General features: G+C 55.1%; 17 protein-coding genes and 3 tRNA genes. 15 read left to right on the forward strand and 5 right to left on the reverse strand.

Going from position 1 to position 18,819, the window contains the following annotated elements; translation table 11 throughout:
• Positions 1 to 34: 34 nt before the first annotated feature.
• Entirely contained in the window at positions 35 to 385 is a 351-nt protein-coding gene (locus tag IT893_RS06740; RefSeq protein ID WP_197147271.1) for a rhodanese-like domain-containing protein, read from the reverse strand.
• Between the two features lie 136 nt (positions 386 to 521).
• On the opposite strand from IT893_RS06740, the gene IT893_RS06745 reads away from it, so the two are divergent.
• The gene (locus tag IT893_RS06745; RefSeq protein WP_197147272.1) at positions 522 to 1,391 is read left to right on the forward strand and encodes a LysR family transcriptional regulator; all 870 of its coding nucleotides are present in this window, start codon (positions 522 to 524) and stop codon (positions 1,389 to 1,391) included.
• Between the two features lie 63 nt (positions 1,392 to 1,454).
• Here IT893_RS06745 and IT893_RS06750 read toward each other — a convergent pair whose 3' ends face one another.
• Positions 1,455 to 2,456: a Gfo/Idh/MocA family protein gene (locus tag IT893_RS06750; RefSeq protein ID WP_197147273.1), complete on the reverse strand. Its 1,002-nt coding sequence runs from the start codon at positions 2,454 to 2,456 to the stop codon at positions 1,455 to 1,457.
• Positions 2,457 to 3,050: 594 nt separating this feature from the next.
• Here IT893_RS06750 and IT893_RS06755 point away from each other — a divergent pair.
• The 3 genes from IT893_RS06755 to IT893_RS06765 all read left to right on the forward strand — a co-directional run bounded on the left by IT893_RS06755 (position 3,051) and on the right by IT893_RS06765 (position 6,638).
• Positions 3,051 to 3,127: transfer RNA gene (locus tag IT893_RS06755), tRNA-His, on the forward strand.
• A gap of 134 nt (positions 3,128 to 3,261) precedes the next feature.
• Positions 3,262 to 5,442: a tetratricopeptide repeat protein gene (locus tag IT893_RS06760; RefSeq protein WP_167549075.1), complete on the forward strand. Its 2,181-nt coding sequence runs from the start codon at positions 3,262 to 3,264 to the stop codon at positions 5,440 to 5,442.
• 116 nt (positions 5,443 to 5,558) lie between these two features.
• On the forward strand, positions 5,559 to 6,638 hold the full coding sequence (locus IT893_RS06765) for a serine hydrolase (RefSeq protein WP_197147274.1): 1,080 nt from the start codon (positions 5,559 to 5,561) through the stop codon (positions 6,636 to 6,638).
• Between the two features lie 139 nt (positions 6,639 to 6,777).
• On the opposite strand, the gene IT893_RS06770 is transcribed toward IT893_RS06765, so the two are convergent.
• Positions 6,778 to 7,338, reverse strand: a complete 561-nt coding sequence (locus IT893_RS06770; RefSeq protein ID WP_008890696.1) for a hypothetical protein — start codon at positions 7,336 to 7,338, stop codon at positions 6,778 to 6,780.
• A gap of 186 nt (positions 7,339 to 7,524) precedes the next feature.
• Between IT893_RS06770 and pyrC the strand changes: the two genes are divergently transcribed.
• A complete protein-coding gene (pyrC, locus tag IT893_RS06775; protein WP_008890697.1) occupies positions 7,525 to 8,568 on the forward strand; it encodes a dihydroorotase in 1,044 nt (347 codons plus the stop codon).
• Between the two features lie 184 nt (positions 8,569 to 8,752).
• On the opposite strand, the gene IT893_RS06780 is transcribed toward pyrC, so the two are convergent.
• Positions 8,753 to 9,634, reverse strand: a complete 882-nt coding sequence (locus IT893_RS06780) for a putative metalloprotease CJM1_0395 family protein (RefSeq protein WP_008890698.1) — start codon at positions 9,632 to 9,634, stop codon at positions 8,753 to 8,755.
• 130 nt (positions 9,635 to 9,764) lie between these two features.
• Between IT893_RS06780 and IT893_RS06785 the strand changes: the two genes are divergently transcribed.
• Complete coding sequence (locus tag IT893_RS06785; RefSeq protein ID WP_197147275.1) at positions 9,765 to 10,646, forward strand: DUF547 domain-containing protein; 882 nt, start codon at positions 9,765 to 9,767, stop codon at positions 10,644 to 10,646.
• A gap of 24 nt (positions 10,647 to 10,670) precedes the next feature.
• Here IT893_RS06785 and IT893_RS06790 read toward each other — a convergent pair whose 3' ends face one another.
• On the reverse strand, positions 10,671 to 10,892 hold the full coding sequence (locus tag IT893_RS06790) for a hypothetical protein (protein WP_197147276.1): 222 nt from the start codon (positions 10,890 to 10,892) through the stop codon (positions 10,671 to 10,673).
• 305 nt (positions 10,893 to 11,197) lie between these two features.
• Here IT893_RS06790 and IT893_RS06795 point away from each other — a divergent pair, with 305 nt between their 5' ends.
• The 9 genes from IT893_RS06795 (at position 11,198) to IT893_RS06835 (ending at position 18,818) form a co-directional block, all read left to right on the forward strand.
• Positions 11,198 to 12,169 (forward strand): DMT family transporter, encoded by a 972-nt coding sequence (locus tag IT893_RS06795; protein ID WP_197147277.1) that lies wholly within the window; start codon positions 11,198 to 11,200, stop codon positions 12,167 to 12,169.
• A 203-nt stretch (positions 12,170 to 12,372) separates the two neighbouring features.
• Positions 12,373 to 15,183 carry a DNA gyrase subunit A gene (gyrA, locus tag IT893_RS06800; RefSeq protein ID WP_197147278.1) on the forward strand — a complete coding sequence of 937 codons (2,811 nt, stop codon included), beginning with the start codon at positions 12,373 to 12,375 and terminating at the stop codon, positions 15,181 to 15,183.
• 11 nt (positions 15,184 to 15,194) lie between these two features.
• A complete protein-coding gene (coaD, locus tag IT893_RS06805) occupies positions 15,195 to 15,722 on the forward strand; it encodes a pantetheine-phosphate adenylyltransferase (protein ID WP_008890703.1) in 528 nt (175 codons plus the stop codon).
• 62 nt (positions 15,723 to 15,784) lie between these two features.
• A complete protein-coding gene (locus tag IT893_RS06810; RefSeq protein ID WP_063088087.1) occupies positions 15,785 to 16,288 on the forward strand; it encodes a peptidylprolyl isomerase in 504 nt (167 codons plus the stop codon).
• Positions 16,289 to 16,440: 152 nt separating this feature from the next.
• Positions 16,441 to 16,516 (forward strand) — tRNA-Lys (locus tag IT893_RS06815).
• Between the two features lie 257 nt (positions 16,517 to 16,773).
• Positions 16,774 to 16,849 (forward strand) — tRNA-Lys (locus tag IT893_RS06820).
• A gap of 270 nt (positions 16,850 to 17,119) precedes the next feature.
• Positions 17,120 to 18,001: a MotA/TolQ/ExbB proton channel family protein gene (locus tag IT893_RS06825; RefSeq protein ID WP_197147279.1), complete on the forward strand. Its 882-nt coding sequence runs from the start codon at positions 17,120 to 17,122 to the stop codon at positions 17,999 to 18,001.
• A 23-nt stretch (positions 18,002 to 18,024) separates the two neighbouring features.
• On the forward strand, positions 18,025 to 18,414 hold the full coding sequence (locus IT893_RS06830) for a biopolymer transporter ExbD (protein ID WP_197147280.1): 390 nt from the start codon (positions 18,025 to 18,027) through the stop codon (positions 18,412 to 18,414).
• The gene (locus tag IT893_RS06835) at positions 18,411 to 18,818 is read left to right on the forward strand and encodes a biopolymer transporter ExbD (protein ID WP_008892304.1); all 408 of its coding nucleotides are present in this window, start codon (positions 18,411 to 18,413) and stop codon (positions 18,816 to 18,818) included. Before IT893_RS06830 ends, IT893_RS06835 begins: the two co-directional genes overlap by 4 nt.
• Position 18,819: the final 1 nt, after the last annotated feature.

Consider the following 18,819-nt stretch of genomic DNA (forward strand, 5'->3'; position numbering starts at 1 on the left):
GTCGGCCCGTTTTGGTTGCGCGAGGGCGATAGTGTCAGGCTGTTTGTTCAAGTGTGCCCTGTCCCTGGAGCGGCAGGCCCGCCTCGCGCCAGTCATTCTTGCCTTCGTGATAATCGCGCACATTGTTGTAGCCAAGCTTGGTCAGCGCCATCTGGGCAATGCCGGAATTCTTGCACGGGCCGCTGGCGCAATAGACAACAATCGGTGCATCCAGATCGGGCAGGATCTGTTTGATGCCCTCATCGATGGCATCATGGGGAATGTTGATCGCACCGGGCAGGTGGGCATCAACATAATACCGCGCCGGAAGTGCTTCGATCAGGGTCGGGGCATTGGCGGTGCCAAGGGCCGCTTTCAGCTCGTCACGGGTAATGGTTCTGGTCATTTTCCAATCTCCATCAGAAATATCGTTGGTTGATGGGATCAGTATCGATGTGCATCCGTGCGAAGTAAATTTGCGATATATCGAATAGTATGTGCAATAATGCGAATGAGCAGAAGGCGCGTTCGGAGGATTGCACATGCTGGAATGGGATGATTTGAAACTGGTGCTGGCGGTGGGGCGGGCGCGCAGCATCACGCAGGCGGCCAGACAGACCAGCATTCACCATTCCACGCTGTTTCGCCGCATGGCAGATATTGAAAGTCGTATCGGTGCCAAGCTGTTTGAGCGACAGCAGGGTGATTATCAACCAACGCCAGCGGGATTGGCGGCCATCGAAACCGCCGAGAAGCTTGAAGCCGAAATGGCCGTGCTTGCCCGAACGCTGGCCGGACAGGATATCCGGCCAACCGGCACGCTACGCCTGACCACGACCGACACATTGCTTCATGCCGTGCTGGCAGATGATCTTGCGGCGTTTGCGCAGGCCTATCCGGAAATCACCGTGCAGGTCGTGACCGATAACCGGTTTTATGATCTCAACCGTCACGATGCAGACATCGCCATCCGGCCCAGCAATGCGCCGAATGAAAATCTGGTCGGACGGCAGATTGCCCCGATCCGATCGGTGGTTTGTGCCGCAAAGGGCATGGGTGATCCCAAGGATGGCGATGGGCCATGGATCACCTGTGATGAAAGCCTTGCCCATATCAAGGCCGCCCAGTGGCGCGACAAACATTTTCACGATCAGCATGTCGCGATGCGCAGCAATTCACTTTTGAATGTGGCGCGGTTGGTCAATGCCGGGGCGGGTTATGCGGTCCTCCCGATGTTTCTTGCCGGGGCATTTGACAATATCGCGGTCCTTGGTAATGCGATTGACGGGCTTGATAATGATCTTTGGATGCTGATGCACCGCGATCTTAAAGCTGTGCCGCGCGTTCGGGCCTTCAATGACTTTATTTTCCCGCGGCTCAAGGCTAAATCCGCCCTGTTTGCCGGCGCGTGATTGGCCAAAGAAAAAGCCGGGTTTCCCCGGCTTTTGTGCAGTTGAGTATCGGCAATACGTTGATCAGGATTTGACCATTTCCCAGCTGCCGGTTTTGGCAGAGCGGGCAAATGCATCCAAAATCTGCATATTGGCAATTGCATCTTCAATCGGATAATCGACCGGGCTTTCACCGGCAAATATCGCTGTCGCGGCTTCACCCTGCAGGGTGTATTGGTTGCAGACCGGGAACTTGATTTCGCGCGCGTCGTCAAAGCCCGGCTGTTTCTGACCGGCAACGCGAATGATCGCTTCGTTTTCCGGCACGGGATTGAACGGCATCAGGATTTCAATCCGGCCCTCGGTGCCCAGAATATGCACACGCTGTACCGCGGCGGATTGTGTGCCGCACACAAAGCTTGCCTGCAGGCCCGAACCGAAATCAAGCATGCCAGATACCAAACGGTCGGTTCCGAATTTCGGGTCCTTGTCCATCAGCGACACCACGCGGACGGGTTCCTTGCCGGTGATAAAGCGCGGTCCGACAATGCAATAGCACCCGATATCAAGCAATCCGCCGCCGCCAATGTCCTTTTTATTGCGGACATTATTCGGATCGGCATTGAAATAGGTAAAGATGCTTTGCACCGTGGTGAGCGTGCCGATCTGACCACTTTCGACGATTTTGCGGGCTTCCAGCCATTGCGGATGATGGCGGACCATAAAGGCCTCAAGCACCTGCTTGCCGCTTTTGTCGCGGGCGCTGATTAGGCGTTTGGCATCTTCGGTATCAAGGCCGATCGGCTTTTCACACAGCACATGCTTTCCGGCCTCAAGCGCCTTGATCGTCCATTCGACATGCAAATGGTTGGGCAGGGGATTGTAGATCGCCTCGATTGACGGATCAGCCAGCAGTTCTTCATACGAACCATAGGCGCGCGGAATGCGCATGTTTTCAGCGACCTCACGGGTCTTTTCAAGATCACGACCGGCAATCGCCAGGATTTCAAGCTGTTCGCTTTCCTGCATGGCCGGGATGACCTTTTCCGTGCCGATCTTGGCGGTGCTAAGGATGCCCCACTTCATTCCGATACTCCGTCTGTTTTTCTATTATTCGGCCGTTTCCATGCCAAGACAGGCAAGCAACCCTTTATATATGGTGTCTTGGTAACCTGCATTTGTGGCAATAGCCTGTTATTGAACCAGATTAGGGTCTGAAATCTACTGAATGCTTGAAATGGTCGCGAGGCATTTGTGCGGATATCAGGAGCTTTACCGCAGAAAGGCTCACTGCCTTTCAAGGTGAAGCGACGCAATAGCCCGTGCAAATGCCTCCGATCCGAAGGACATCAGAACAATCTGCGACCTGCCTCGTCAATCACCTTGCTCGGGGATGGCCCCGCGCTTCGGCGATTTCCTTGCATTTCTTGATCGTTCTGATGCCATTACAAGCATTCAGTAAATTCAGACCCTAATTAAGCCATGTGAGCATGGATGCAAGATGTTCAGACGGGTGGGGTGCCCAATTTACGGATAGGAAAGGACAAAGAATCCCGATCAGGATTGCTCAAGCCCGCAAAAATCGGTGCTTTGAACAACTTGGCGGAAATCGGGCTAAAAAATTGAAAATATGCGCTTGACGTTGCGGGCCTCGGGCCATATAAACCGCGCCACACGATGGCGGGTGTAGCTCAGGTGGTTAGAGCACCAGTTTGTGGCACTGGGGGCCGTGGGTTCAAGTCCCATCACTCGCCCCATTTGTGAAAAGGTCAGGCAGAAATGCCTGGCCTTTTGTCTTTTACGCGCATTTTTGCCGCGGCCCCGGTTGCCTTTGGCGGGTGATCGACTAGACTGCCCGAAAATATCAATGTTCGGGGCGATATGGGGCGGCATGGCGAAGCTCAAAGTTGATCAGGCAATGAAGCGCGCAAAGGCGCATATGCGTAAAGGCGAAATGGCCGAGGCGCGCGCACTTTATGAAGCCATCCTTGCCGATTATCCCAAAAACGAACGGGTCAAAACGGCCCTTGCCGAACTCAGCGGCCCAGTGAAGGTTGCAGCGCCTGCAAAGGGGGCTGCGTCTGGTGCGGCAGAGCCACCGGCCGAGGTGTTTGTCAAACTTTCGCAAGCCTATCAGGCCGGTCGTTTGCAAGATGTGCATGCCATGACCGGCCAGCTTTTGGGTCAGTATGGTAATTCCGGCAAGCTTTGGAACTTCCGTGCCGCGGTGAGCAGCAATCTGAACCTGCTTTCCGATGCCGAGCAGGCCTTGCGAAACGTTGTCCGCCTGCAGCCCGATATGGTGGCGGCCAAAAGCAACCTTGGGGTCATTCTGGAACGTCTGGGCAAGCTGGATGAGGCAGAGGAATGCTATCGCGCGGTGATCGCGCGCACCCCCGAATTTGCCGAGGCGCATAACAATCTGGGCAATATCCTTAAGAGTGCCGGCAAGCTTGCAGAGGCGCAAGCCTGTTACCTGAACGCCATTGCGCGCAAGGCCGATTATGTTGACGCGCACTATAACCTTGCCAATACGCTGCGCGAACGTGACCTGCTTGAAGACGCCAAGCAGCAATATTTCAAGACGCTCAAGCTGCAACCGAAATTGGCCGAGGCCTGGTACGGGCTTGGTCAAACCATGGCCGCCCTTAAATCCCTGCCAGAGGCGGTTGAGGCCTATCAACGCGCACTTGCGGTCAAGCCGGGCTATGTCCCGGCCATGGTCGAACAATTGCGCGAACAAAGCCATCTGTGCGACTGGCGGGCGTGTGATCTGTTTGCGCAACATGCCGCTCAGCTTGGCATCACGGGCGATGCGGCCCTGCCATTCCCGCTTCTGCCGTTTGAAGATAACCCGGCCCATCAGCTTGCCCGGTCGCGCAACTTTGCCAAAAGCCTGTTGCCGCCAGCAGCCCCGGTTTCAACGATCAAGCCAACTTCGCCAGAAGGCCGCAAAATCCAGCTTGGCTATTTCTCGGCCGATTTTCATGATCACGCGACCATGTTCCTGATGGCAGGCATTTTGCGCCATCATGACAGATCAAAGTTCGAAATCTTCGTGTTCAGCTATGGCAAGAACAAGGATGGCGCACAGCGCGATCAGGTGCTTGATAACGTTGATCAGTTCTTTGACGTGCGCGATATGTCCGATGGCGATCTGATCACGCTTGCGCGGGGGCAAAACCTTGATATCGCCATTGATCTCAAGGGCTATACCCGCGATAGCCGTCTGGAGCCGTTTGCCGCCCGTCTGGCACCGCTGCAGATCAGCTATCTTGGCTATCCCGGTACGCTTGGATGCGATTTCATCGACTATATCGTCGCCGACCCGGTGGTTGTTCCGCCCGAACAGCGCAGCGGCTATCACGAGAAGATCATTTATCTTCCTGATTGCTATCAGCCCAATGACAATACCCGTGAAATTTCGGCAAATGCGATGACGCGCGCGGAGCTCGGCCTGCCCGAGGATGGCTTTGTGTTTTGTTGTCTCAACAACAATTACAAAATCATGCCAACTGAATTTGCCATCTGGATGCGGGTAATGGCGAAGGTTGAGGGCAGCGTGCTCTGGCTTTGGTGCAATAATGATGTCGCCAAGGAAAACTTGCGCGCGGCGGCGGAAAAGCAGGGTATCTCGGGGGATCGGTTGATCTTTGCCGGTTACATGCCGCAATCCGAACATCTCGCTCGCCTGCGCCATGCCGATCTGTTTATCGATACCTTCCATGTCAACGCCCATACGACCGCCAGCGACGCGCTTTGGGCCGGATTGCCGGTGGTGACACTGGCCGGGAAACAGTTTGCCGCCCGCGTTGCCGCCAGCCTGCTTTCGGCTGTTGGCCTGCGGGAGCTGATCTCCGAGACGCCAGAGGCCTATGAGGAACTCATCCTCAAGCTCGCACAAAATCCGGACATGCTGTCCGATATCCGCACCAAACTTGCCGCCAACCGCCAGATCAAGCCTCTGTTTGATACCGAGGGCTACACGCGCGGGTTTGAGCAGGGGCTGGAACGTGCCTTTGCGCAAAGACTGGCAGGCGAAGCATTTTCGGATATTGCCGTGAGTGTCTAGGTCCTGACCCTGGCTCATGGCCCTGGCTCTGGCTCTGGCTCTGGCTCCTGGCTGGGGGGCTTGTCCGATTGTGATCCGATGTCACATTCCTGACGAATTAATTCCAGATAAGGAATATGTCTTCTGGCTTGCTTGGCTGGAAGGTTGAGTACGCATGTGATCCCGACCGCCAAGGACTGATGGATATGCCAAGCGACAGACGCCATCCGATGCTGACCCGCCGTGCCTTCTCAGTGACCCTTCTGGGTGCTATGGCCACTCCCTTTGTGGCCAGGGCCTTCGCACAAACGCCATCCGACATCCGGTCGCGAATTGCGAACATGTCCCAGCTTCATGCGATCCTGGTCCAACGCGGTGACGAGGTCATCGTTTCTGAGTCGCCGCGTGGGCCGGGCCTGGATCGGGTTGCGAACATCAAGTCCTGCTCTAAAAGCATCATCGGTCTGCTGACGGGCCATGCGATTGCACAGGGCGCGATCCCCTCGGTCGACGCCACCATCGGCGAAATCGCGCCGTCTATCATTCCAGCGGACGCCACCCCTGGTGTGGAAGATCTGACCATCGAAGATCTGGTGACGCTCAGGGCCGGGCTCGAGGGCACCTCAGGGCGTAATTACGGCGCGTGGGTCAATTCCGATAACTGGGTTTCCTTTGCGCTGCGCCGCCCGATGGTCGCAACTCCCGGCGGGCGTATGATCTATTCCACCGGTACGACGCATATCCTTGGTGCGGTGCTTGCGGTTGCAACAGGAAAAAGTCTGCTTGCGCAGGCGCGCGATGTTCTTGGTCAGCCGCTCGGCATTGAAATTCCGGCTTGGACACAGGATCCGCAAGGCTATTATTTCGGCGGGAACCAGATGGCGATGACACCGCGCGGGATGTTGCGCATCGCGACCCTCATGCGGGACCAAGGCCGGTTCGATGGCGATCAGATCATCCCGGCCGACTGGATAGACCAGTCAACCCAAACCCACACACGATCACCTTATTCGGGTCTTGCTTATGGCTATGGCTGGTTCCTGAGCCGCAGCGGCTTCATTATCGCACGTGGCTATGGTGGCCAGATCATCGCGGCACATCCGCAAAAGAACCTGGCGGTGGCCATCACCTCTGACCCGACGTCACCCGCACGATCCGGCGGATATTTTGGGGACTTGACGGATCTACTTGAGGGGGCGGTACTTTCACTGGCCTGACAGAAGCGATAAAGAGCATGTGAAAAGCGTGGCGCGCAGGGCGGGCAGAAAAATAAATTTATCCCCTTCTCCCCATCACTCGCCCCAGTGTGAAAAGGTCAGACAGAAATAGCTGGGACTTTCGCGTTTCTGATCTGGATTAATCCAATTTGATCTTTGAGCCATATTTCTCTAGTTCGGTCTGAAGTTGAAGGGCATTGATAATTCCTAACTCCAAGGCATCGGCCAGTACTTTCCTATGAATTTGGGTGTCTTGCTCTGAAATTGAGATCGGAGTGCTGATGTTGACCTTAAAAACCTCCATTCTGCTGTAGGCTTGAATGATCTTAAGTGGCAGGTCATCGGTGACTTCAGGCAACATCCTGTCTAGATAACCGATTAATTCTCGATCTATTATCGAAGGCTGTTTTTGGCCGTTTTTTAACGCAATGAGCTCATTTTGCATTAGCCGAATAAGAGGGGAAAGGGACGCTCTAGAAAACTCGTAGAACTTGAACGTCGCGATTTTTACTCTTTGTTGCCTTTCCCACCGTGCAGCCAACAAGGCGCACGCTCCGCCAGCTAAGCCAAGGAAACCAGCAAAAATTGTAGACCAGTTAATTTCCTCAAATCTTTGGCCGTAGAGCGCCCCTGTTAGAAAGGAGAAAAATAGGAGGCCGGTTAGTGCGACTAGGTTTGCAATTGGCTTTAGTGATTCCAATTAGGCCCTCCAGTATTTGTTGGTTTTTGATTGAGATTGTGTCCGGTGAATCAATCATAGAGGGTTGTTAGGTGGTCGGGAAAGTTTCAATGAGCAATTCCTTTAACATTCCCAATTCCGCGCCAATCTGCTAGGTAACGCTCCATATTTCCCAAACGGATTCATTGCTTGCCAGGAGATCGCCGCATGTCGACCAATCGCATTACCCTTCGCCGTCCTGATGACTGGCATTTGCATTTGCGCGATGGCGAGATGCTGAAAGGTGTGATTGGCGAGACGTCCGAACATTTTGCCCGTGCGATCATCATGCCCAATCTGGTACCGCCGGTGGTCAAGACCGCCGATGCGGTGGCCTATCGCGACCGGATTACGGCGGCCATCCCGTCGGGCCACGATTTCACGCCGCTGATGACGCTTTATCTGACCGAGGGCAGCAATCCCGATGATATCGAGGAAGGCTACAAGGCCGGTGTGATCACCGCACTCAAGCTTTATCCGGCAGGGGCGACCACGAACTCGGACAGTGGTGTGCGCAATTTCGATAATGCCATGCCAGCGCTGGAGCGTATGGCAGAGCTTGGCATTCCGCTGTGTGTGCACGGCGAAGTGACCGATCCCGATATTGATATCTTTGACCGTGAAGCGGTGTTTATCGACCGGGTTCTGGATCCGCTGCGCAAGCGGTTGCCGGAGCTGCGCGTTGTGATGGAGCACATCACGACCGAAGACGGTGTCGAGTATGTCAAAGCCAATGACAAGAATTTGGGGGCGACGATCACAACGCACCACTTGATCATTAACCGCAATGCCATTCTGGTCGGCGGCATTCATCCGCATATGTATTGCCTGCCGGTGGCCAAGCGTGAAAAGCATCGTTTGGCGCTGCGTGCAGCCGCCACATCGGGTGATGTGCGTTTCTTCCTGGGCACGGATTCAGCGCCGCATACTGACGAGCGCAAGGAAAGCCCGTGTGGCTGTGCCGGGATCTTTACCGCCAACAACACCGTGCAGCTTCTGGCCCACGTGTTTGAGGAAGAAGGGGCGCTGGACAAGCTCGAAGGCTTTGCGTCGATACATGGTCCGCAATATTACGGCCTGCCGATCAATGGCGATCAGATCACGCTGGAAAAACGGGCGGAGCCGGCCAAGTTCGCCGAGAAGATCGAAACCGGCGAAGGCCCGGTCACGGTGTTTAATCCGGGCTTTGATGTGTTCTGGCATTACGCCTAAGCGCAAACGCACGACAAAACAAAAGCGGCTCCATCTGGGCCGCTTTTTTTGTTGGGCTGTCGTCATTCCAAACGGCGCGCAGCGATGGTCCGGAATCTTTATGTCGTGGCCGATAATGGATTCCCGTACCCGCTTTCGCGGGCACAGGCTCTGTGCGGGAATGACGGGGGAGGTGGTTCGGATGCTAACCGCTCAGATCCACTTTGCCCGGCGCAGCATTCAGGCCAAGGGTCATGCGATAGCTTTCTGCCGCCGCACTGGCCTGTGAGGCGATCATTGCCGAGATGTTCTTTGATGCGCCCTTGGCGACGTTGAAATCAGCCGCCGAACTTCCGGGCACCGATGCCGCGCGCGATATCGCGGCCTGATTGGCGATGGCTGCCGCACCATCAAGCCCCTGAATGGGGCGGATGCTTACTTTGCCGCCGGTGGCATAAAGCCGCCCGTCGGGGCCTGCGGTATAGCTATAGCTGATCATGCCGGCATTGGCACCGGCAAGGGTTTGGTGGCTTTCTTCCTCTGTCCGGACAATCGCATCGCGGGCACTGAGTTCACGAACGATCTCGCGTTCCGACGCGGTCAGAAGGGCCGGGTTTGAGGTGGGCTGGCGCGCGTTTTCCGGGGTGGCTTCGCGTTCTTCCTGCTGGCGCTGTGTCGGGCTTTGGGTATTCGCATCGTCCGGTGCAGCACCATGAATATCGCGCGGATCAAGCTGTTGGATGATCGTAACCACCGAGGCCGCACTATTGACCGGTGCGGATTGCGCAGGCGCAGGTGACGGTGGCGGTGCCGGTTGGCGCTCGCCCGTGCTGGAGGATTGCGACGGGGTTGGTTGCTCTGTCCGTGCCGAGGGTTCGTTTGCCGGGGCTTGTGTGGCGGCGATGGTGCTCGAAAGCGGGACAAGCGCAACGGCGGCTGGCAATGTTTGCGGCGCAGACGCAGCTGTTCCGCCCGACCCGTTGGTCGGCGGTTGGCTCCCGGAGCCGAGCAGGGCGCGTGTGGCAATAATCTGGCCAAGTTGCCCGCCACTGCCGGGGATAACCTGTATTGCACCTGCCTGTATCATGACGTCCAGTATAACCCAACTTGGGGTTAAATGTATATAAGCCGATCAAGGAGATGACCGGGCGTGATGAGAGTGATCACGCCGGTTTGATGCGCCGGTTTTGCCCGCAGCGGGTAAGGTGGGATCAAATATGTCGAAATCTGGTTTGGTGATCATGCGTGCGTTGAGTGTTGCCCTGTCCTTTTTGCTGATTGCTGTCGCGGTTGTTGTGTCGGTGCGCCCCGTGCACGCTGCGCCGGATGCCGATTTATGGCCGGATTGGCAGGCCCATGATCCGAGCAGTACGGTCGAGATTGACCATGGCGATTGGCAGGCGGTACTGGATCGATACGTGACCCAACATGCGCCCGGTGTGACCAGCTTTGATTATGCGGCCGCCAGCCGTGATGGCGGGGCGGGGATGGTCGCGGGCTATGTCGATGCCATGACCAAGGTCAATGTCGATGCGCTTAACCGTGATCAACAATTTGCCTATTGGGTGAACCTGTATAATGCGCTGACCGTCAAGGTGGTTCTCGATCATTATCCGGTCGACAGTATACGCGATATCGATATTTCGCCGGGGCTGTTCTCATCGTTGCTGTCATCTGGCCCATGGGGCAAAAAGCTGATCACGGTCGAGGGCCGAACACTTAGCCTTGATGATATCGAACACCGCATCCTGCGCCCGATCTGGCGCGATGCGCGTATTCATTATGTGGTCAATTGTGCGTCGATCGGTTGCCCGGCATTGGCACCGGAGGCCTTTGACGCGGATAAGCTTGAAGCGCAGCTTGATCAGGCGGCGCGTGAATTCATCAACCATCCGCGCGCGGTGCGCATCAACGCCGATGGCGGGTTTGTGCTTTCAAGCCTGTATGACTGGTATAGGGATGATTTCGGGAAAAGTGATGCGGCATTCATCGCGCATCTGAGAAAATTCGCCGGGCCGGAGCTGACGAAAGCTCTGGGCGATATCACGGAACTTGATATCGCCGACTATGAATATGACTGGGCCCTGAACGCCCGATAGCACCGCCAAGGTGGGGCAGGTGCGTTACGCCGCTGTGTTGTGCAGTCCTGGTTTGACAGGGGTGGTGGTTGCCCATGCGTCGGCATGTGCGCCATCCACCGGATTTTCCGGCCGATTCTGATTTACCTGCTCGATCGTGTGACGAACATCACTGGCAGAGACGCCATCATAGCGCATTAATGTCTGAACGATCGGGTCGGCAAGCATGTCTTCGACCGTCAATTCCTGATCAACATAACTCATCATCTCATATCCCGATTTTTTTGTTATGCGTAATGTAATGCAATTGCAATTCATTCGCAACAACTATTCTATGTCGATGGTGACTTTTTTTCATTTTTATCTCTGAAACGCTTTGATCTGCCTTAAGGCAGGGCATCTATGCGAGAATTTCGCAAACTGCATTCAGCGGCCTGCAGCGTGCTGTTATTGGGGCAAAATCTGTGAAAAGGTATTTCCTTGATTAAAAAGCGTATGGGTCTTAACGCTTGATCTGGTCTGTTCGTCATCGCGATAAGGCCCAATAAGTATGGCAAAAATGGGCTGATAAAATGAAACGTCCGGGAATTCGCGAATATGGCTTGCTGTTGCTGCTGGCATTGATGTGGGGAAGTTCATTCACCTTCATCAAAATCGGCGTGCATGCCTATTCGCCGCTGGTGGTGGCCTGTGGCCGTCTGTCCTTTGCCGCCCTTGTTCTGTGGTGTTTCGCTGCTATTCGTAAATCCGAACTGCCCAAGGGGCGGGGTGCCTGGATTTCGACCTTTATGGTCGCCCTGATTGGCAATGCCATTCCGTTCTTTTTGATCAGTTTTGGCGAAACACAGGTCGATGCCGGATTGGCCGCGATCCTGATGTCGACTGTGCCACTGACCACGGTGGTGCTGGCGCATTTCTTTACCCATGATGAAAAGCTTTCGACCGGCAAGGTCGTCGGGGTTATTTTGGGAACGATTGGCGTGATTGTGCTGGTCGGGCCGGAAACACTTTCCGGGCTGGGGGGCGAGTTCCTGTTCCAGTTGGCCATTCTGGTTGCAGCAATCGGTTATGCGATCTCGTCGCTTGTGGCGCGCAATCTGCGTGATCAGCCGCGCATCGGATCGACGGCCGTGATCCTGACATTTGCCGCCTTGATGCTGATGCCCTTTACCCTGATTATCGATCAGCCTTGGACAATGGACTGGGACCCTGAAGGCGCACTTGCCATCATGTATCTCGGCATGTTTCCGACCGGTATTGCCATGTTCCTGATTTTGCAACTGATTGCGGTGGCCGGGGCCAGCTTCCTTGTGTTTAACAATTATCTGGTGCCAGCCGTTGGTGTGGTGATCAGCTTTATCGTGCTGGGCGAAGTGCCGCAGCCCAATGCATTGATTGCCCTGGCGGTCATTCTGGGCGGGATTGCCGCATCACAGATGCGTTTTGGCCGCAAACCGAAGGATGTCGCGGGGCAGGTTTTGAAGTCTGATCCGATGACACCGGTGATGGAAGTTCCCAAAGGCGACAAATCGGGCGGGAAGTGACGGTTTTATATACCGGAAAATCCGCGAATTTTCGCGAAATTTTGAACTTTATTGCCCAACCTTGCGCGATAGGATTTGTCAATATTGTTTGTGCGGGACAAACCTGATACTTTCCGCCTTTCTGGTCCGGCATGTGCCTTCAAATAGGTGTATGTCACGCCGATTGAATCATTTCTGATCAAGCGTTTAAGAGGTCACGGCCTTTGTCCACCAAAGAGACCAATCCCGAGAACCGCGATATCTTCCCGGTTTCCATCGAACAAGAAATGCGCCGCAGCTACCTCGATTACGCGATGAGCGTGATCGTCAGCCGCGCACTGCCTGACGTCCGAGACGGTTTGAAGCCGGTACATCGTCGTATTCTGTACGCCATGCACGAGAACGGGTTTGAATATAACAAGCCGTTCCGCAAATCGGCCCGTGTGGTCGGGGACGTGATGGGTAAATATCACCCGCACGGCGACAGCGCGATTTACGATGCCATGGTCCGTATGGCGCAGAATTTCTCCATGCGCCTGCAACTGATTGACGGGCAGGGCAACTTCGGGTCCATGGATGGCGACAAGGCCGCCGCCATGCGTTACACCGAGGCCCGCATGGCCAAGGCCGCGCACTTCCTTCTCGATGATATCGACAAGGATACGATTGATTTCCGCGATAACTATGACGAAACCACCAAGGAACCGTCAGTTATCCCGGCCCGTTTTCCGAACATGCTGGTCAATGGTGCCGGTGGTATTGCGGTTGGTATGGCAACCAACATTCCGCCGCACAACCTTGGCGAAGTCATTGATGGCTGCATGGCCTATGTCGATGATCCCAACATTTCCGTCGAAGGTCTGATGGAATTTGTCCATGGTCCGGATTTCCCGACCGGTGGCCTTATTCTCGGCCGTTCGGGCATCCATTCGGCCTTCAAGACCGGTCGTGGTTCTGTCGTCATGCGGGCACGTACCCATGTCGAGGAAATCCGTGCCAACCGCGAAGCCATCATCGTGACCGAAGTTCCCTATCAGGTGAACAAGGCGACCCTGATGGAAAAAATCGCCGAACTGGTCCGCGACAAGAAGCTCGAAGGCATTTCCGATCTGCGTGACGAGTCTGACCGTTCGGGCGTGCGCATGGTGATCGAGCTTAAGCGTGATGCCAATGCCGATGTTGTCTTAAACCAGCTGTTCCGCTTTACAGCGCTTCAGACCTCGTTTGGTGTCAACATGCTGGCGCTGAACCGTGGCAAGCCGGAACTGATGAACCTGAAGGAAATCATTCAGGCCTTCGTCGAATTCCGCGAAGAAGTCATTACCCGTCGTACCATCCACCTTCTGAAAAAGGCGCGTGATCGTGCCCATGTCGTGGTGGGTCTGGGTATTGCGGTATCGAATATCGACGAAGTCATCAAACTGATCCGTAATGCAGCCGATCCGACTGTTGCGCGTGAACAGCTGATGGAACGTGATTGGGCGGCGGGCGATATTGTTCCGCTGATCGAACTGATTGCTGATCCGAACCAGGTTGGTTCAACAGATGGCATGTATCGCCTGTCCGAAGCACAGGCACGTGCGATCCTTGAGCTGCGTCTGCATCGCCTGACCGGTCTCGAACGCGACAAGATCGCGGGCGAATTGACCGAGTTGGGTGAGAAGATCAAGGACTTCCTTGATATCCTTGCCTCGCGTGAGCGCAAGTTGACCATCCTCAAGGATGAACTGACCGAAATGCGTAATGAATTCGCCGACCCGCGTCGCAGCGAAATTCAGGAAGCAGAATTCGAACATGACATCGAAGACCTGATTGCCCGTGAAGACATGGTGGTGACCGTGTCGCACAGCGGCTATATCCAGCGTGTTCCGCTGTCGACCTATCGCGCACAGCGTCGCGGTGGTAAAGGCCGTTCGGGCATGGCAACCCGCGAGGAAGATTTCGTTTCCAAGCTGTTTGTTGCCAATACCCACACCCCGGTTCTGTTCTTTAGCTCCGAGGGGATGGTCTACAAGATGAAGGTCTGGCGCCTGCCGATGGGTACGCCGCAATCACGCGGCAAGGCGCTTGTGAACCTGTTGCCGCTGTCAGAAGGCGAATATATCACCACGGTCCTGCCGCTTCCCGATGAAGAAGAATGGCCGAACCTGCATGTGATGTTTGCCACCTCGACCGGTAACGTCCGCCGTAACAGCCTTGCCGATTTCGTGAATGTGAAATCAAACGGCAAGATCGCCATGAAGCTTGAAGAAGAACGTGGTGACAAGCTGATTGCGGTTCAGACATGTACCGATGATGACGACATCCTTCTGACAACCCGTCAGGGCAAGTGCATTCGTTTCCGTGTTGGTGACGTGCGCGTCTTTACCGGCCGTAATTCGGTTGGTGTGCGTGGCATCCGTCTGGCCGATCAGGACGAAGTCATCGCGATGTCGGTTCTGTTTGGCAACCATGTTTCGATGGAAGAGCGCGGTGAATACCTCTCTATCACCGGCAAATTGCGTCGCGAGGAAATCACGGCTGATAACCTTCCGCTCGAACTGCTGTCCGAAGAACGGTATCAGGAAATTCTCAGTGGCGATCAGATGATCCTGTCGGTCACTGAAAACGGTTATGGCAAACGGACGTCTGCCTATGAATATCGTGTGACCGGCCGTGGTGGTCAGGGCTTTGCCAATATCGAGATGTCGGAACGTAACGGTAACGTCGCTGCGTCCTTCGTGATTGAAGAAGGCGACGAGCTGATGATGGTCACCAATGGTGGCAAGGTCATCCGTATGCCGACCCATGACATCCGTATTGCCGGGCGTAAGACCCAGGGTGTGACGCTGTTCCGTACTGCCGAAGACGAACAGGTCGTCGCAGTCGAACGTCTGTCAAACCTTGGTGATGAAGATGATGAGATCATCGATGGCGAGGAAGGTGTGATTGAGGGTGCCGAAGGTGCCGTTGAAACCGCCGACCAGGCCCCGGAAGCATCTGATGAGGATGCGTCTGAGGTACCGGCATCTGATGAAGCGGACCGCGACGAATAACGGGAAGTTCGATGACTGAAACGTCTTCTACCGTATCGCGTATCGGGATTTATCCGGGCACCTTTGATCCGGTAACCCAGGGGCATATGGATATCATTCGTCGTGCGACCCGGATCGTCGATCAACTGATTGTCGGCGTTGCGATCAACGCCGGCAAAGGTCCGATGTTCGGGGTCGATGAACGCTGTGCACTGGTTGAAGGTGCGCTCAAGGCTGCGGGCGGTGAAGTTGCCGCCCGTACCTCAGTTAAGCCATTTTCATCGCTTCTGATGCAGTTTGCCCAGGAAAACGGATCCAGCACGATTATCCGTGGTCTTCGGGCGGTATCGGACTTTGAGTATGAATTCCAGATGGCCGGGATGAACGCCCGGCTGTCGCCGGAAGTTGAAACCGTCTTTTTGATGGCATCAGACAAACAACAGTTTGTCTCTTCGCGTTTTGTGAAGGAAATCGCCCGTCTGGGCGGGAATGTCACTGAATTTGTGCCGGCAAACGTGCTGAAACGGCTGCACGAAAAGCTGGCAGAAGAAAAGGAATAACGCAGGCCATGCGTCTTTTTCGTCTATTTTCAATTATCGCTCTCGTACTAGGATTTATAACCATGTCCAATGGAAACGACGCAGTCGCTCAGGATCTGGAAAACACGCTTTATCTTGACCTGAAAGATGGCCGCGTTGTGATCCAGCTTCGCCCGGATCTGGCACCGAAACATGTTGCCCGGATCAAGGAACTTACCCGTGAAGGCTTTTACGATGGGCTGAAATTCCATCGTGTGATCGAAGGTTTCATGGCGCAGACCGGTGATCCCAAAGGCAACGGAACCGGTGGTTCCGGCCAGAAGCTTGATGCCGAGTTCTCGAATGAACGTCACGTTCGCGGCACCGTTTCCATGGCCCGTTCGGCCAACCCAAACAGTGCGGATTCCCAGTTCTTCATCGTCTTTGCAGATGCACCGCATCTTGATGGCCAGTACACCATCTGGGGCGAAGTGACTGAGGGCATGGAATATGTCGACATGATCAAAAAGGGTGCGCCCTGGGCCAATGGCAGTGTTGCCGACCCGGATCAGATCGTCAAAATGCAGGTTGCTGCCGACGCGCAATAATCGCGATATTCGAACTATTGCAACCGAAAGCCGTCCCTTCATGGGGCGGCTTTCGCGTTTTTGGGGCTGAATGCGCAAAAAGAGCCAAAATATGGAAAACAGGTGTTGACCGATGCCGCCTGTGCCATTAAAACGCGCTTCACCAACCTTGAGGGCCCGTAGCTCAGTTGGTAGAGCAACTGACTTTTAATCAGTTGGCCACAGGTTCGAATCCTGTCGGGCTCACCAATAAGCCCCTGAAACCCAACCGGTTTCGGGGGCTTTTTATTTGTCCGGATTCTCCCTGCAAATCGCGATCTTTTCTGACGCCAGAACCCGTCTTGCCATTGGCGATATTTCGCTGTCCGCAAAGGCACATTCAGGCATGCGATTGGCATGTATTTTTCACCATTTGACGTCTTTTCATGGCTGATGTGCATCTTCGCATAAAAAGGGGGGTTGACCGATCCCGTCTGGCCCATTAAAACGCCGCTCACCAACGTTGAGGGCCCGTAGCTCAGTTGGTAGAGCAACTGACTTTTAATCAGTTGGCCACAGGTTCGAATCCTGTCGGGCTCACCAATTCAAAACCCCCGGAACCCAGAAGTTCCGGGGGTTTTGCATATCTTGGTTTTGGCCCTAGCTTTTGCCATCGTATTTCCCAATCAATCACGCAAACCCTGTCCCGCCCTGAATGACCTGCTCGGTACAGGGGATCAGCATGAAAATGTATTTCGGCCTGTTGGTTGCGATTGCATCGCAATTCTATTTCCTGTAAAGAATGCAAATCAGTTTCAAACGCACCAGAGCAGGACGTCTGGTGGTGATCAATTTTGTGATCGGGAAAGTTACATGTCTGACCCTGTGAATTCATCAGCCGCATCTTCGGATGCGCAAACGCCGCTTTCTTCCGATGGCGCACTCGTCCCGGTGGGGGCTGACTCTGCGACCGGAAACCTTAATGCGGACGGTTCTGTCATGGTGGACCCCAATACCGGGCTTGCCATTGATGCGACGGCAACGACCCAGTCGAACGGTATGCTCGATGGCTTTGTTGGTCTTCCGGTGATTGAACAGGTCGACCGGGCTGGCGTGGTTGGCTGGGTGCTGGCCGCGATGGCCCTGATCGGGCTTATGGTGTTCTTCTATAAGCTGGTCGGTTTCCTGCGCCGTGGTGTTTTTGCCGATGGCTTTGTAAAGGATATCGAACGTCACCTGTCATCGGGTGACGAGCAGCAGGCGGCCGAAATTCTGGCACGCCGTCGCCATCCGGCCGCGCGTATTGCCCTGTCGGGCATGATGCTTCCGGTAAGTTCGTCTGAGGAACGTGAAGCAGCATCGGATCTGATTGCTTCGCGTGCGCGCAAGGAAATCGATGGTCTTAATGGTGGTCTGCGGATCATGTCGGCCATTGCCGTGCTAAGCCCGCTGTTGGGGCTGCTCGGCACCGTCATGGGCATGATCGAGGCCTTCCAGCGCATGGAAGGGGCTGGCAGCCGTATTGATCCGTCTGTGCTGTCTGGCGGTATCTGGCTGGCACTTCTGACAACTGCCATCGGCCTTGTGGTCGCGATCCCGGCAACCGCGTTTCATATGTGGATGCAGGGCGTGATTGGCCGTGCCGCCGCCACGATGGAAGATGTTTGTACCCTGGTGGTCAATCGCGGTGAACTGGCCCGCAAGACGCTTAGCCTTGCATCAAACATTTCCGAACTGCGCCACGCCGCCGAATAAAACCCGTTTCCGAAAGTCGCCCCATGCAGCTGCGCGAACGCAACAGCGGTTCTACACCGATGATCGGTCTGACCCCGCTGATTGATGTTGTCTTTATCCTGCTGATCTTCTTCATGCTGGCTTCAAGCTTCCTTGACTGGAAGGGCTTTGAGATGTCGGTCAGCATCACCGATGGTCGCGCCACCAGCCAAAGCGATACCCGACCGGTCACGGTCGAGGTCGATGTGAATGGTGGCCTGTCGATCAATGGCAATGCGATTGCGCTTTCGAATCTGGCGCCGACGCTTATGCGCGATCATGACGGATCACCCGTTCGCCTGCGGCCGATCAATGGTGCCAATCTGCAACGACTGGTCGAAGTTATGGATACGCTGGGCCGCGGTGGTGTCACGGATGTGGAGTTCATTGAATGAAACGCCGCATCCAGATTGCCGAGGATGGACCGGTTCAGGAACCGATGTTGCCTTTGATCAACATCGTCTTCCTGCTTTTGATCTTTTTCATGATTGCCGGAAGCCTGCAAAAACTCGGTCCCTTTGAAGTTGATCCGCCCGCCAGCCAAACGGCCGAAGGCCAGCCGGAAGACACCATTGTCCTGTGGTTTGGCAGCAATGGCGAAATCGGGATTGATGATCTGACGGGGGGACTTGACCGCCTGTCGTCGATGTTGCCAGCCGATTATATCGGCCGTCCGGTCGAAATCCGGGCCGACCGCGAAGTCGAAGGTGCCAAGGTCGTGACCCTTTTGGCGCGCCTTCAGGAACTTGGCATCGAAAAGGTCCAATTGATGACGGCCATGCAGCCGGGTCAGGAATAGC

The sequence above is a fragment of the Thalassospira sp. A40-3 genome, from assembly GCF_015871485.1.
In the GTDB taxonomy this organism is placed as follows: domain Bacteria; phylum Pseudomonadota; class Alphaproteobacteria; order Rhodospirillales; family Thalassospiraceae; genus Thalassospira; species Thalassospira tepidiphila.